7 protein-coding genes and 2 pseudogenes are annotated in these 16,109 nt (G+C 60.0%); 6 read left to right on the forward strand and 3 right to left on the reverse strand.

All coding sequences use genetic code 11. The features are described 5' to 3' along the window. Positions 1 to 56: 56 nt before the first annotated feature. From AD666_RS09045 to AD666_RS09075, 6 genes and pseudogenes are all read left to right on the forward strand, one after another. Entirely contained in the window at positions 57 to 4,400 is a 4,344-nt protein-coding gene (locus tag AD666_RS09045; protein WP_053150504.1) for a SpvB/TcaC N-terminal domain-containing protein, read from the forward strand. Between the two features lie 337 nt (positions 4,401 to 4,737). Continuing rightward, positions 4,738 to 5,141 (forward strand): annotated as a pseudogene (locus AD666_RS25940) (RHS repeat-associated core domain-containing protein); the annotation flags it as partial. A 250-nt stretch (positions 5,142 to 5,391) separates the two neighbouring features. Next, the gene (locus tag AD666_RS09060; RefSeq protein WP_053150515.1) at positions 5,392 to 7,137 is read left to right on the forward strand and encodes a type I secretion system permease/ATPase; all 1,746 of its coding nucleotides are present in this window, start codon (positions 5,392 to 5,394) and stop codon (positions 7,135 to 7,137) included. Then, the gene (locus tag AD666_RS09065; protein ID WP_053150519.1) at positions 7,127 to 8,446 is read left to right on the forward strand and encodes an HlyD family type I secretion periplasmic adaptor subunit; all 1,320 of its coding nucleotides are present in this window, start codon (positions 7,127 to 7,129) and stop codon (positions 8,444 to 8,446) included. The genes AD666_RS09060 and AD666_RS09065 overlap by 11 nt, the downstream gene beginning before the upstream one ends. Position 8,447: 1 nt before the next feature. After that, positions 8,448 to 9,770: a TolC family outer membrane protein gene (locus AD666_RS09070; RefSeq protein ID WP_053150522.1), complete on the forward strand. Its 1,323-nt coding sequence runs from the start codon at positions 8,448 to 8,450 to the stop codon at positions 9,768 to 9,770. A gap of 120 nt (positions 9,771 to 9,890) precedes the next feature. After that, positions 9,891 to 12,218 (forward strand): annotated as a pseudogene (locus AD666_RS09075) (M10 family metallopeptidase C-terminal domain-containing protein); the annotation flags it as partial. A 139-nt stretch (positions 12,219 to 12,357) separates the two neighbouring features. On the opposite strand, the gene AD666_RS09080 reads toward AD666_RS09075, so the two are convergent. From AD666_RS09080 to AD666_RS09090, 3 genes are all read right to left on the reverse strand, one after another. Beyond that, positions 12,358 to 13,350, reverse strand: a complete 993-nt coding sequence (locus AD666_RS09080) for a LacI family DNA-binding transcriptional regulator (protein WP_053150528.1) — start codon at positions 13,348 to 13,350, stop codon at positions 12,358 to 12,360. Between the two features lie 75 nt (positions 13,351 to 13,425). Further along, complete coding sequence (locus tag AD666_RS09085) at positions 13,426 to 14,949, reverse strand: sucrose-6-phosphate hydrolase (protein WP_053150530.1); 1,524 nt, start codon at positions 14,947 to 14,949, stop codon at positions 13,426 to 13,428. After that, on the reverse strand, positions 14,946 to 16,085 hold the full coding sequence (locus AD666_RS09090) for an ABC transporter ATP-binding protein (protein WP_053150532.1): 1,140 nt from the start codon (positions 16,083 to 16,085) through the stop codon (positions 14,946 to 14,948). The genes AD666_RS09085 and AD666_RS09090 overlap by 4 nt, the downstream gene beginning before the upstream one ends. Positions 16,086 to 16,109 lie beyond the last annotated feature (24 nt).

Genomic DNA, 16,109 nt, shown 5'->3' on the forward strand with positions numbered 1-16,109 from the left:
ATGCCCTGGCGGATTACGCCCACATTGCTCCCAGCAGATCCGCTCGGAGCCAGGCGATGGACCAACCGGAAAGTGTCAGCGTGACGCCTCCTTCATTGCCCAAGGGGGGCGGTGCGATCCAGAGCATCGGCAAAGGCTGGAGGGATGTCGGTCCCAGCGGCAAGGCGTCCTTTGACCTGCCGTTACCCATCTCTCCCGGACGGGGTTTCGCTCCTCCTTTGACGCTCAGCTATGGCAGCAGCGTAGGCAACAGCCTGTTCGGACTCGGCTGGGTGTTGTCGTTGGGTTGCGTGGCGCGGCGAACCAGCAAAGGGGTACCGGATTACACCGACGACGATGTGATGCTCGGACCTGATGGCACTGTCTGGTTGGCAGAGCGCGACGATGCCGGCGACATCATCCGGACACCGGTGCGCAGTTACCGTGGCCTGGACCTTGGAACCGACTATCAGGTGGCGCGTTATTTTCCCCGCATCGAGGGCTCGTTCGAGCGCATCGAGCATTGGCGCTCGGTGGATGACTTTCCGGGATTCTGGCTTGTCCACGGGGCCGATGGCAGCCTGCATCTGTACGGTATCAACAGCTCTTCGCGCAGCACCGACCTGGAGGACCACCTGCGTGTCGGCGAGTGGCTGCTGGAGGAAAGCCTGAACGCCCACGGCGAACATATCCTCTACGAATACGCCGGTGAAGATCACGCCGGAATGCCCGAAGACACACCGCGGGATTTTCGGGCGCAGTGCTATCTGAGTCGCGTGCGCTATGGCAATGCGGAGGCTTTCGAGCATCTTTACCATTGGGCGCCCGATCAGTTGGAACAGGCGCAATGGCACTTCGATCTGATCTTTGATTACGGCGAGCGCAGCACGGCGCCCGACGCTATTCCAGCCTATGAGGCGAGCGGCGTATGGCCGGTACGCAGCGATCCTTTCGCGACCTATGGTTATGGTTTCCTGTTGGGCAACCTGCGTCTTTGTCGGCAGGTCCTGATGTTCCATCGCTTCGAGCCGTTGGGCAGCGAACCGTTGCTGGTCCAACGTTTGCTGTTCGAATACCAGGTCACTGCACTGGGCTACAACCTGCTGGCTGCTGCACACCTCCAGGGGCTGGATGAACAGGGGCGTCTCGAGTCCCGCCCGCCGGTTGAGTTCAGCTATTCACCGTTCTCCCACGACGACAGTCGTTATGAAGCGTTCGAGGCCATGCCCGGCTTGAACGACGGTCAGCAATACCAGTTCGTCGACTTCTATGGCGAAGGCATTCCAGGCGTGCTGTATCGCAGTGACAAGGCCTGGTACTACCGCGAACCGCTACGCGGCGAGCCTGCGAAAAGCGCCGATGACGTGGGCTACGATTCATGGCGCCGGCTGGAAGGCATCCCGGTGATGGACAGTCGTAAAGCGGTGCGCCAGTCCTTGATGGACCTCACCGGCGACGGCCGCCTGGATTGGGTCATGGCACAACCCGCGGTCAGCGGTTTCTTTACCCTGAACCCGGACCGCAGTTGGTCGAAGTTCATCACTTTCGAGGCGTTCCCCCGTGAGTTTTTCCACCCGCAAAGTCAACTGGCCGACCTGATGGGGAGCGGCCTTTCTGACCTGGCACTGATCGGCCCACGTAGCGTGCGTTTGTATGCCAGCCGTCGGCAGGCAGGGTTCGCCATTGGGCGGGAAGCGCCGCACTACATTGAGTCCGCTCCCAACGATCGTCTTCCCCTGCTGAGTCAGGCGCAGACCGAACTGGTGGCCTTCAGCGATGTGTTGGGCAGCGGTCAGCAGCACCTGGTGCGCATTCGCCACAACGAGATCGTCTGCTGGCCCAATCGTGGTCATGGCCGATTCGATCCGGGATTTCGCCTTGCAAGCCTGCCTTATGCCGAGGCGTCCTTCGAGGCTGCGCGAGTGTTGCTGGCGGACCTGGATGGCTCCGGCGCGGCGGACTTGATCTACTTGACCAGCGAGCATGCCGAGATCTTCATGAATCGCGCCGGCATGGGCTTCGAGAGCTCGCCGCGAATCCTGCCCTGGCCTGCGGGCGTGCGCTATGACCGCTTGTGCCAGGTCAGCGTTGCCGATCTTCAAGGGCTTGGCTGTTCCAGCCTGGTACTGACCGTCCCGCATATGAAGCCGCAGCATTGGCGCTGCGATTTTGTCCAGGCCAAGCCGTATCTGCTGCAGCAGACCAATAACAACATGGGCGCAATGGGCCAGGTGACTTACCGCAGTTCGGCCCAGGAGTGGCTGGATGAAAAGCAGGTGTTGATGGCGGCTGGTATGGAGCCCACCAGTTATGTGCCATTTCCGATGCCGGTGGCTGTCGAGCAGGTCCAGCTTGATGAGATCACAGGCAATCGACTGACCCAGCGCTTCGAGTATCGCCAGGGGTTCTACGACGGTCAGGAGCGTGAGTTCCGCGGCTTCGGGCTGGTGCAGCAGACCGATAGCGAAGTGACCGGCGATGAACGGCAGCGCACCGGCTTTACCGCGCCTGTGCTGCGCAAGATCTGGTTCCACACCGGCCGTCTGCCGGACCTTTCGGGCCCGGACTATGATCGTTCGGACAGTGCAGCTCCGGCCCTGGGGGCGGCGTTGTTGCTGGCGCCGCAAGGCGACGCACCCGATGTCATTATCAGCCAGCCGGACGAGATGACACGGCATGACATGGCTTACGCCCTGGCTGGCCTGCCGCTGCGTGTCGAGGTCTTCGGCCCGGACGCCAGCGATCCTCTGCACACAAGCCCCTATTCCATACGGCAGCATCGTTATGCCGTACGCCTGTGGCAAGGAAGAGAGGAGTACCAGCCTTATTGCAGGATGCAGCCGCTGGAGTTGGAATCCGTCCTCTGTACTTATGAGCGTCAGCCCGACGACCCCCTGTGTCATCACCGTATCAGCCTGGCGTGGGACCGTTATGGCGGGCTGACCCACGAAGTGACGGTCGATTATGCCCGGCGCAAGTCGGTCAACGATGAACCGCCGTTCAGCGAACCCCACGAGCGGACCTGGTGGCGAGCCGCCCATGATGACGCCCAGGGTTACTACTACCTGAGTGAGCATCGGGCCCGGTTTATTCACCTCGATGATCCGCAGGGCTGTCGCCTGGGTTTGCCGTACCTGTCCCGGGACAACGCGTTGGTACTGTCCAAGACCATGTTGGGACCCGAAGATATCTCCTTCGAGGCGATGTTCGATCGCCTTAATGCGCCGCCCAGGGATGACTTCAGGCGGGTACTGGCACAATTGTCCGTGCAGCGTTATCAGCAGACAGGCCAGACCTTGCCGGTGGGGCAAGCCAGCTTCGAAGCGCTCCCTGATTACCTGGAGTCTGCCGAGCTGGATGAAGCTGCGCTGCGGGCTTACGAATCCGTGCTCGATCCCGAGGAGCTGGCCGACAAGCTGACCGGACTCGGTTATCGGCCCATGCAGGCACTCTTGCCCGAGGAACCGGACAGGATACTGTGGTCGACCCGCAAGGGATTCATGACCTACGCCGGCCTGGACGGTTTCTACCGGGTGATTCGTACCCGTGTTACCGAACGCCAGGGTGCGACAGACATCGTCTTCGATCCCTACTATTGCCTTCCGATGGCCATCACCACCGCTGACGATTGCAGCACCCATGTCACCGACGTGGACTACCGGTTCGTGTTGCCTCGTCGCATCGTCGACCCGAATCAGAATGTCCAGGAGGCCCGTTTTGATGGCTTCGGCGAACTATTAGCCAGCAGCTTCCATGGCACCGAGCGTGGTGTGGAGGTGGGTTTCGAGCCACTGGATGACTATCAACCCGTAGTCCGTTTGCCTGATCAAGCCATTGCCGACCCGGATGCTGCGTTGCAGGGCGCGGCCAGCGCGTGCTTTCGCGATGCCTTCAGCTGGATGCTGCGTCGTGAACCGGTACATGCAGTGGTCCTGCAAGCCGACCGCTATCCGGAACCACCCGATAACCCCGAGCGAAAGATCCGCATTGTGGTGCAGTGCTGGGACGGTTTCGGCCGGGCATTGCAGACCAAGCAGAAGGTCGAGCCAGGCATCGCCTACCAGATCGCCGACGACGGCAGCCTGGTGCTGGAGGGCGACCAACCGGTGACCGCGCCAGCGGCTGAGCGCTGGCGGGTCAGCGAGCGGGTCGAATACAACAACAAGGGCCTGGCCGTGCGCGTCTATAGGCCGTACTTCGCCGATGGCCATCGCTACATCAACGACGAATCGTTCCGCCGCTTCGGTCATTGCGACCAGCAGTTCTACGATCCTCTTGGGCGCCCGACCCTGACGGTCACGGCGATGGGGTATTGGCGGCGCCAGCGTTACCTGGGGTGGTACAGCATTGCCGAGGATGAGAACGATACGTTGGAAGAGTCCTCGGCAAGTCAGGCAGCGTCATCAGGAGACCGACAATGACCAAGGTCCCCAGCCGCCTGTGTCCGAGGAATGCCATCGTCTCGCCCAATGCCTGTCTGGCTGCCCTGTACCGAGAAGTGCAGAGGCGAGCCAGGAAAAAAGAGCACCGCAGGTGAATAGCGACATTCATCAGCACACGCCGGTCTTGACGGTCGTCGACCCTCGGGGCTGGATATCCGCCGGGTCGACTTTTGTCGCTCTGTCGAGACGACAGAAGCCGAAGAGCGGGTCAACCTCAGTGCCTATGATGCAATGGCGCGTTTGGTTGCGCAGTGGGATCCCAGGCTTTGGGTATTGAGCGCAGGGGATGCTTCAACACCCGCCAACCTCCCGCGAGGCTTCCGGCGAAGTGCTGCATGTGATCCGTGTCCAGGCCGGACGCAGCGCCATGCAAATATTGCACTGGGAAACAGCGCCTCCAGCCGGGATCGCCAACGACCAGTATCGCTACGGCCTGACCGATCACCTGGGGCCAGTTGTCTGGAACTGGATAGCGACGCGGGTGTGATCAGCCAGGAAAGTTATCACCCGTATGGCGGTACGGCCTGGTTTGCCGGGCGAAGTGAAGTTGAAGCGGGTTACAAGACGGTGCGGTATTCGGGCAAGGAGCGGGATGCGACGGGTCTTTATTATTATGGGTTCAGGTATTACGTGCCGTGGTTGCAGAGATGGGGTAGTCCGGATCCGGCCGGAGAAATCGATAGTTTGAATTTGTATGGATTTGTTCAGAGCAATCCTATTAGGGTGTTTTGGATCAGTGTTAACCTCACCGGGGTCAAGTGCTTCGGTGTCAGCCAGGCAGCGTGAAAAAGGGGCGTTTGGCTGTTCTTCCAACCGCACCACAATTGTTCATCCTTCCCTTCAGAACCGTCCAGCCCTGCCGATACAGCCGACGATAAACCGTATCGCACGGTCACTCCAACGGTGCCCGTTCCTGCTGCAGCACCTCACGATTTCAGGTTGCCTACAGCCAGCCTCAGGTAAATGAACCATGTCAGCCCACCCCAAAACCGAGCTGGAAAGCGCCCTTGCCTTGTGCAAAGGCAGTTTTCTTTCCGTTGGTTTCTTCAGCTTTTTCGTCAACCTGCTGATGCTGGTTCCGTCCTTCTACATGCTCCAGGTGTATGACCGTGCCGTCGGCAGCGCCAGCCTGTCGACGTTGTCGATGCTGACGCTGATCATGCTGCTGTTGATGACCACGATGGGCGGGCTGGAGTGGGTGCGTTCACGGATCATGGTGCGGATCAGTACGCGTCTGGATACGCTATTGGGCCAGCGACTGTTCGACGCCAGTTTCAAGCAGGCCCTCTACAGCAGCGGCATGAATGCTTCGGGCCAGCCGTTGAGCGATCTGGGGAGCTTGCGGCAGTTTCTGACGGGAAACGGCCTGTTCGCGTTCTTCGATGCGCCTTGGATTCCGATCTACCTGGCGGTCATGTTCATCTTCCATCCCTGGTACGGGTGGATAGGGGTCTTGAGCGCGTTGTTGCTGGGGGCGCTGGCCTTTGCCAACGAGAAGCTGACGCGTGGACCATTGCAGGCGGCCAACCGGGAGCAGATGGCCGCCACGACCTTCATCAACAAGAGCTTGCGCAATGCCGAAGTGGTCGAATCCATGGGCATGCTTGCGAGCCTGCGCCAGCACTGGAGCGGGCGTATTCATCAGGTCCTGACCCTGCAGAGCCTGGCCAGTGACCGTGCGGCGGCTATTTCCGCGGTATCCAGGACGTTCCGCCAGATCGTCCAGTCCTTGGTGCTGGGCCTGGGCGCCTATCTGACGATCACTCATGAGATTTCGCCAGGGTTGATGATTGCTGGCTCCATTTTGCTGGGGCGGGCGCTGGCGCCCATCGATCAGTTGATCGGTGTGTGGAAAGGCTTCCTGGGGGCACGCTCGCAATATGCGCGGTTGCGCGAGCTGCTGACGAAGGTCGCCGCAGAGCCTGAGCGCATGTCGTTGCCGGCACCTGAAGGGGCGATTCGCGTCGAGGGGTTGTCGGTGGGGGCGCCGGACAGCCGCAAACCGATCATTCGTGGCGTGGGCTTCCAGGTAGCTGCCGGGGAGGTGGTTGGCATCATCGGTTCCAGCGGCGCCGGCAAGTCCACCCTGGCCAGGGCACTGTTGGGAATCTGGCCCGGCCTGGCCGGCACCGTGCGCCTGGACGGGGCGGACATCAGCCAGTGGCGCCGGGACGAACTGGGTCAGTACATCGGTTATCTGCCCCAGGATATCGAGCTCTTCGAAGGCACCATCAGTCAGAATATTTCACGCTTCGGCCCGGTCAACGCGCCGGCAGTGGTGGCCGCTGCGCGCATGGCGGGTGTCCATGAGCTGGTGCTGCAACTGCCCGATGGCTACGACACCGTGATCGGCGCCAATGGCGGCGGATTGTCCGGCGGCCAGCGGCAACGTATCGGCCTGGCTCGCGCCCTGTACGGCGAACCGCGTCTGGTGGTGCTCGATGAGCCGAACTCCAACCTGGATGATGCCGGAGAAAAAATGCTCGCCCAGGCGTTGCAGAAACTCAGGCAGAGCCGGGCCACGGTGTTTGTCATCACCCATCGGTCCGGGGTATTGGCGCAGGTGGATAAGCTGTTGGTGCTCAATCATGGCGAGTTGAGTCTGTTCGGGCCGCGCGACCTGGTCTTGGCACGATTGCAGAGTGCCTCGCCCGCGCCTCATCAGGCTGCGGCGATTCAACCGAAGGCGGCGGACGAGTCTCTTTATGCAAAATAATCTGCACCCCTCTGTCGACATGTCCGGATTACCCATCGATGACAAACCGACTCGGCGCGTCGGCTATCTTATGCTGCTGGTCACCTTTGGCCTGTTCGGCGGCTGGGCAGCGCTGGCGCCGCTCGACAGCGCGGCACTGGCCCCGGGCGTGGTCACGGTTAAAAGCTATCGCAAGACCGTGCAGCATCTTGAAGGCGGCATCGTGCGCGAACTGCGCGTGCATGATGGCGACAAGGTCAAGGCCGGTGATGTGCTGCTGGTGCTCGATAACACCCAGGCACGGTCGGAAATGGAGGCCATGCGCAGCCAACTGATCGCCGCGCTCGAACTGCAGGCCCGGCTCGAGGCTGAACGGGACCTGGCGCCCGAGCCCTTGGCCGTGCCGACCCTGGACCCCAACGATCCGCGCGTACGTGAAGCGCGTGACAGCGAGGCCCGGATTTTCCAGACCCGACGGACTTCGCTGCTGGGCGAAATCGGCCTGCAAGAGACGACCATCGGGCAAATCGAAGAACAGATCCGCGGGTTCAAGGCGATCATCGCCAGCAAGCAGACCCTGGCAGCGTCCTATGAAGAGGAAATTGTCGATTTGCGGGCACTGCTTGCCGAAGGCTACGTAGACAAGCAGCGCCTGCGGGAGCAGGAGCGCAGTCTTGCGCGGCTGCGGACCGAAATTGCCGAAAGCCAATCGGAGATCGCACAGGCACGGGTCCATGTCGACGAAGCGAAGTTGAAGATCCTGCAGCTCAAAAAGGCGTTCGCCAGTGAAGTCGCGGGTCTGTTGGGCGATGCGCGGACCAAGGTCTACGAGCTGCGCGAACGTCTGGCCACCTTGCAGGACCGCGACCAGCGCACCGATATCGTCGCACCCGAGTCGGGCATGGTCATGGGCATGACCGTGCATACCCTGGGCGCCGTGGTCAGTCCGGGCACCGCGCTGCTGGATATCGTGCCAGCCAACGAGGAATTGATCGTCGAGGCGCAAGTCTCGCCGATGGACATCGATCGCGTCGCACTGGGTAAACCTGCGAAGATGCGCTTCAGTGCATTCAAGAGCAGCACCACACCTGTCATCGAAGGGCAATTGGTGCAGATATCCGCCGACCGCCTGACCAACAAAGACACCGGCACGGCCTACTACCTGGCCCGCGTGGCCCTCACCGACAGCGGGCGCCAAGCCTTGGGCAATCTTGCACTGGTGCCCGGCATGCCGGTCGAAGTCTTGATCAATACGGGCGAACGGACCCTGTTGCAGTATCTGATGCAGCCTGCCAGCAACGCATTCGCCCGTTCGTTGATCGAGGATTGACATGAAATCCCTGATCGCGGTGTGTCTGCTGCTTCTGCCGTTGGGTGCCCTGGCTGACAACGATTCTGCGCTTCCCTATGTCGATCTGTGGCAACTGCATCAGGAGGCGCAAGGGGCCGACCCGCGCATCCTGCGGGCCCAGGCCATGACCCGTAGCGGTGAGGGCAACGAAAGGGCCGCCCTGGGCCGATTGCTGCCGCAGCTCAGCGCCTCCGGCAGTGTCAACCGCAGTCGACGGGAGGATGACCTGGGCCGCATCCAATACAACGGCAAGCGCATGGCCATGGTGCTCAGCCAGGTGATCTACGACCCGCAGGTCTGGCGCAGCTACCAAAAGTACGTGGAACTGACCCAGAAAGGTCAATACGAGTCCGACGATACCCAAGTACAGGCCAGCATTGACCTGTCCGAGCGCTACTTCGCCGTGCTCGCTGCCGAAGATGAACTGTCACTGGTACGCAGCGAGCTGGCTGCGACCGAGCGTAATCTCAAGCGGATCAATGCGCTGTATGCCCGCCAGATGGCGATGGTGACCGATACCCTGGACCTTGAAGCACGCGTGGACGCGCTGAAGGCTGACGAGATTGAAGCCAGTAACAAGGTCCAGGTCAGCCGTGAAGCCATTTCCGAGCTGGTAGGGCGCGACGTCCAGGAACCCTTCAAACGCATCGGCGACAGCCCGGCTTTCACCCTGCCGGCACAAGCGCCGGACTATTGGGTGCAAACGGCACTCGACAGCAACCCGGCGTTGCATGCCCGTGAGCACAGTATCCGCGCCGCCGACGCCGCGATCGGTGAAGCGAAGGCCGGCCATCTGCCCCGGCTGGGCCTGAACCTGACGGCGCAACGCAGTGACATCGGTTACGAAGGTGCGCTGACGCCTCGTTCGGACAACCTCGTCGCTTCCCTCGATTTGCAAGTGCCGCTCTACAGTGGCGGTTCCACCAGCGCCCGGGTTTCGAGTTCCGAAAGCGACAAGGAGGTAGCCCAGCAGGAGTTGGAAGCCTTGCGGCGTCAAGTGGTCAAGGAAACCCGCACCGCTTATCTGGGCATGACGGCCGAACTCAGCCGGATCAAGGCGACACGTCACGCGCTGGAGTCCGCTGAAAAATCACGATTGGCGACGGAGAAAGCCTTCGGCTATGGCGTCAAGAATGCCGTCGATGTGCTGGACAGTATCAAGGAAGAGTTTCGCGCAAGGCGTGATTTTTATCAGTCCCAGTACCGGTTCGTGACAAGCATGCTCGTACTGCATCGCTGGAGCGGAAGGTTGGGGGATGGGGATATTCGTAAGGTCAATGAATGGCTTGTGACACCCCATTGACAACATTCACATTGAAATAAGTGGCTAAATGATATCAAGGCCGCTGTTTCTGATGCACAATAACCCTTTTTTGTAGCGGTCGCATCGGGAAGACCGCAAATTGCTTACAGGAAGCTTCAAATGCCTAGTCCGCTCGGATACTCATCTTCATCATCGGTAACGTTGACCGGTAACGCGCAAATCGATAGCTTGCTTTTCGGCACATATTGGACGAGCACTGGGTTGAGCGCCGGTACGCCTGTTACGTCCTTGACGTACAGTTTCATGACCGAGACCTCTTATTTCGCAAGTTCCTACAGTGATTTCGATGAGTATGAAGCCGGCTACGTTCTGACGGCAGCGCAGCAAACCGGCATCAGGAGTGCGCTGGACAAGTGGGCGTCGGTCGCCAACGTCAAGTTCACGGAAGTCGGCGAGTCCCTTGCCAATGTTGGTGACTTGCGCTTCGGCGGTTACGCGGGCATGGACTCAGACACTGCGGCCTGGGGCTATTTTCCCGCCAATACCCCCAGTGGCGGTGATGTCTGGCTCGGTCCGATAACGAATGATCCTAGTCCCGTCAAAGGTACCTACGACTATTTGGTCTTCATGCACGAAATCGGTCATGCACTCGGCCTCAAACATCCGTTTTCGCCAGGCCTGTCGAACTCCACGGTACTTGCTTCCCAGCTCGATGATGTCAGCAACACGATCATGAGCTACAACACGGCGTACTCCTACGAGCCGACCACGCCGATGTTGCTGGACATTGCGGCTATCCAGCGTCTCTACGGCGCCAATATGCAATGGCAAACCGGCAATAACACCTATAGCTGGACTGCCGATCAATCGATTTTCGAGACGATCTGGGATGCTGGCGGCGTTGACACCATCGATGCAAGCAATCAAAGCGGGTCAGTACGCATCAACTTGAACGAAGGTCAGTTCAGTAAAATTGGCCAGGCTTTCACGGACCTCAGCACCCAGGCTGCCTTCAACGAAGGTTTGGCGATTGCTTACGGCGCTAAAATCGAGAACGCAGTCGGCTCGGCCAATGACGACACCTTGATTGGCAACGCGTTGGGTAATCTACTGAATGGGCTGGCTGGCAAGGACACCATGACGGGTGGGGCTGGTAACGACACCTATGTGGTGGACAACCTCCAGGACGTGGTCAGCGAAACCAGCACCCAGGCCAGTGAAATCGACACTGTGCTCGCCTCGGTGAGCTGGAACCTGGGAGCCAATCTGGAAAGACTCACGCTGTTCGGCGGCAGCCAGATCAATGCCGGTGGCAACTACCTGAACAACGTGCTGACCGGTAATGGCGCCAACAATATCCTGAACGGCGGGAGCGGTGCCGATACGATGATCGGTGGCGCGGGCAACGACACGTACGTCATTGACAATCTCAAGGATGTCGTCAGCGAAACCAGCACTGTGGCCAGTGAAGTTGACAGCGTCCTCTCCTCGGTGAGCTGGAATCTGGGTGCAAACCTGGAAAACCTTACACTGACCGGCGCTGCCCAGGTCAACGGCGGCGGAAACTACCTCAACAATGTGCTGACAGGCAATGGCGCCAACAACATCCTGAACGGCGGCAGTGGTGTCGATACGCTGATCGGTGGCGCGGGCAATGACACTTATGTGGTCGATAATCTCAAGGATATCGTCAGCGAAACCAGCACCCAGGCCAGTGAAACCGATACTGTGCTTTCCTCGGTGAGCTGGAATCTGGGTGCAAACCTGGAAAAGCTCACGCTGACCGGCAGTGCCCATATCAATGGCGGCGGCAATTACCTGAACAATGTGCTGACCGGTAATGGCGGCAACAACATCCTGAACGGTGGCAGTGGTGTCGATACGCTGGTCGGTGGCGCCGGCAATGACACTTACGTGGTCGACAATCTCAAGGATACCGTCAGCGAAACCAGCACCCAGGCCAGTGAAACCGATACTGTGCTTTCCTCGGTGAACTGGAATCTGGGCGCAAACCTGGAAAACCTCACGCTGACCGGCACCGCCCAGATCAATGCCGGGGGGAACTACCTGAGCAACGTGCTGACCGGTAATGGCGGCAACAACGTACTGGTGGGTGGGGGAGGTAACGACCGACTCGACGCAGGTGCAGGTAACGATACCTTGAGTGGTGGCATTGGTGCCGACATCTTGCGTGGTGGCGATGGCGCCGATCTATTCGTGTTCAACGCGTTGAACGAACTGGGTCGTGGTACGGCTAGCGATACCATCCTCGACTTCAGCAGTCTCCAAGGCGACAAAATCGATCTGTCGACACTGGACGCCAATAGCCTGACCACCTTGAACGATGCGTTCAGCTTCATCGACTCGAATGCCTTCACCGGCGCCGGGCAGTTGCGCTTCGTTGACCACGTGCTCTACGGCAATGTCAACGGTGATCTGGCCGCAGATTTCGAGATTCAGCTGGTGGGGGTCAATACCTTCGCAACCAACGATCTGGTTGCCTGACAAGCGCTTCGGCTGCCTGTGCAAGATCGATCCGTTGCGAGTGAGCAAGCTTGCTCACTCGCAATATTGATTCGAGCAACTGGACCGCGTCGCATGAGGCGCGGAGCCGGCAGCGCCTGGCTTATAGCGACGCCCTGACCACCAGTGGGCAATCCACTGGCTGGGGCCCCGCGACCTGCAGGGTTTCGATCAGGTGCCGGGCCGCTTTGCGACCTATCTCGTAATACGGCAGTTGTACCGTGGTCAGGGGCGGGATGAACAATTCGGCGATGCCGATCATGTTGTCGTAGCCAAGTACGGCCACATCGCCGGGGATCTTCAGGCCACGACCCAGCAGCAATTGATAGGCGCAAAAGGCGATACGGTCGTTACCACAGATCAGGATGTCGAATTGAGGGCGGCCCTCGATGATGTGTCGGTCAAGAATGGCGGCTGTTTCATGGTAGGCATCGTGATCGGAAAGGTCGTATTGCAGCAGCGCTTCGGTCGATAGCCCGAATGCCTGGCAGGCGCGCTGCAGGCCTGCTTGTCGCAGGCTCCAGGCCAGGCTGCGTTTTGGCAGATTGATGCACAGCGGACGCCGATAGCCTTGGCTCAGCGCGTGATGGACCGCGCGGTGTTGCCCAGTCTCGTCATCCGGTACATAGCTGACCAGGCGACTGTCATCCTCCAGGCAATTGGCGAGCACCAGCGGCTTGCTCTTCAAGCGTTCGGGAATGCTCACCTGGCGCAACCCCATTGCACTGAAGATCAACCCGTCGGGACGGTGCGACAGCATGAGGTCGATGTCCTGATCGGTAGGCGGGTTGTTCAACAGGTTGAGGATGAAGACGTTCCAGCCTGCTTGTTGTGCAGTCTGCTCGATTGACAGCAGCAGCTCGACAGCGAAGGGGGTGGTGGCGGTATCCAATGCGAACACACCGATGGTGCGTGCCTGGAGGTTATCGCCGCGCATTTTGCGCGCCGACAGGCTGGGCACGAATTGCAGCTCATCAATGGCGCGCCGCACCCGCTGAAGGGTTTCGGCGCTCAGTTTTTCCGGACTGTTGAGCGCTCTGGAAACGGTCATCAGGGACACGCCGGCCAACTGTGCAACGTCTTTGACTGAAGTCATGCGAGGTGAGGCCAATCAGGTTGACGCGCAATCATGACACAGGGTCCTGGCTTCTCGCGACTCCAGCGATAGCGTTCATAGCCAACTCGACCCCAGCGGCCACGCGTTGGTAATAGCGACGTGCCCACCCGTCCCGCTGGCCAGCAACTTCACGCCCAGGCTGTCGGAGCGAGGATAGATGCGGCTGCTGAGGCTGAAGCGTCCCTCTTCTTCAAACACTTCGATGGACGAACGATCAAGGAACACACGCAGTCGCAACTGCTCGATCGGTGGGTCGATCGGCACGCTGCGCTGACCGTCGACTTGCGCCCCCGAACGGCTGCGGTCCAGCATCAGACGTCGCAATGAAGCATCGTAATAGAGCAGGGTTTGTTCGGTATTTTCACCGTCGGGACTGCAACGCAAGGCGACGCCCAATTGACCATCGGTGCAGCCGCGCAGATCCAGATGCACATGGATTTCCAACGCATCGCCCCTGACGTGCGACACCCATTGCGTGCCTGAACCGGCCCACGGTGGGGTGCCTGGAAGTGGCGCCTGGCGCAAGGCAGTCAGTTCACGGGCCGGGAACATGCGCAGACGATCAGCATGCAACTCAAGCTCACGGGGCAAACCGAGCATGCCGCACCAGTGGTGTGCCTGGCTCGGCATCGGGCTTTCCCACATATCGAGCCATGCCCACACCAGGCGCCGACCGTCGGCGGCCTCCAATGTCTGTGCGGCGTAAAAGTCATGGCCATTATCCAGCTCGATGAAAGGCCCGCCGGTGAAGTGCCATTCACTGTCGAGCCGGCCTACCCGGTAACCGGTCTGGTACTTGTTGAGCCGTTCGTAACCCTGGGGTTGCATGCCCTGAGGTGAGTACAGCAGCACATCGTGCCCGTTCAGTCGGAACAGGTCCGGGCACTCCCACATATAGCCGTCGCCCTCGCCGCCACGATCGACGTAATCGAGAAACTCCCAGGCATGCAGATCAGCCGAACGGTACAGCGGCAGCAGGGGCCTGTCGCCCTGGCGTGCGCCGGCAATCAGGTACCAATGGTCATCCTCCTTCCATACCTTGGGATCACGAAAGTGCATGATCGAGTCCTGGGGCGGGGTGTCGATGATCGCGCCATGCTTGACGAAGCGGACGCCATCCGTACTGGTGGCCAGGCACTGGACTTGACGGATCAGGTGTTCGTCGCCCACATCCCCCAGCCAGGTATGCCCGGTGTATATCAGGGCCAGGGTGTCCTCGTACACCACCGCACTGCCGGAAAAGCAGCCGTCGCGGTCGAAGTCATCGCCCGGTGCCAGGGCAATGGGAAGGTGTTGCCAATGAACCAGATCGACACTCTTGGCGTGGCCCCAGTACATCGGTCCCCATTTCGCTTCGAAGGGATGATGCTGATAGAACACGTGATATTCGCCGCGAAAGTACACCACGCCGTTAGGGTCGTTCATCCAGCCCGCCACGGGAGCCAAATGATAGGCGGGTCGATAATCGTGGATCACGCGGGACAGGCTATCGACAAGTGCCCGCTGTGCCTGTTCGAGATTCGCAGAACAGGGGGTGGGAGACGTGGATGCGTTCATGGTATTCAGGGCCTGGATCATAGGGCGCCAGCGGTTGCCGAGCGCAGGGGAATGCCATCAGGCAGGGTTTCAACGGTATGGCGCTTCAAGGCCACCCCGTTGGCGTCGAACAGGTGCAGTTTGTCCAAGTCCAGGCGCAGCCTGACCTGATCGCCTGTCTGCCAGCCGGCATTGGCCTCGCAACGACAGATCAGTGGCTCATCATGGCCGATGTCGACGTGTACATAGGTTTCACTTCCGAGGTATTCGACCCTGGCCACGACAACGCCAGTGGATTCCGGTGCGGCTTCAAGTGTCACGTGTTCCGGGCGAATCCCCAGGCTCAGTTGCGTGTTGGCAGCCAGGCCAGCGCTGTCGAAGGGCAGGGTGGTCTTGCCCAGTACAATGCTTTCAACCAGGCTGGTTTTCCCGGGTTCGTGCAAGAACGCTGCATGAAAATTCATCCTGGGCGAGCCCAGGAAACCGGCGACAAAGCGGCTGGCCGGGTGTTCATAGAGTTCACGGGGCGACCCGATCTGTTCGATGTGACCACCGTTGAGCACGACAATTTTGTCGGCCAGAGTCATCGCCTCAACCTGATCGTGAGTGACGTAGATGACGGTCGAGCCCAGCCGGGCGTGTAGCCGGGCTATCTCGTTGCGCATCTGTACCCGCAGCGAGGCATCGAGGTTGGACAGCGGTTCATCGAACAGCAGGATGTCCGGTTCCCTTGCCATGGCCCTGCCCATGGCCACCCGCTGACGCTGTCCACCCGACAACTCCCTGGGTTTGCGTTGCAGGAGTTTGTCCAGTTGCAGGATTTGCGCGGTCTTCAGCACGCGCTCGCGCAGGCTGGTCTTATCGGTCTTGGCCAGCTTGAGACCGAAGCTGATGTTTTCGTAGACGCTCATGTGCGGGTACAACGCATACGACTGGAACACCATGCCGACGCCACGCTCACGTGGTTCCAGGTCATTGGCCCGGCGCCCGTCGATCAGCAGGTCGCCGTCACAGATCGAGTCCAGTCCGGCGATCAATCGCAGCAGGGTCGACTTACCGCAGCCCGAAGGGCCGACGAACACCACGAACTCACCCGCAGCGATTTCCAGGCTGACGTCACGAAGAATTCGCATGTCACCCAATTGTTTATTCACGTTGTGCAGCTTCAATTTGCTCATGATGTGTTCCTTGTCTTTGTCGGG

Origin of the sequence: Pseudomonas sp. Pf153 (assembly GCF_001269775.1) — a bacterium.
GTDB classification, from domain to species: domain Bacteria; phylum Pseudomonadota; class Gammaproteobacteria; order Pseudomonadales; family Pseudomonadaceae; genus Aquipseudomonas; species Aquipseudomonas uvaldensis.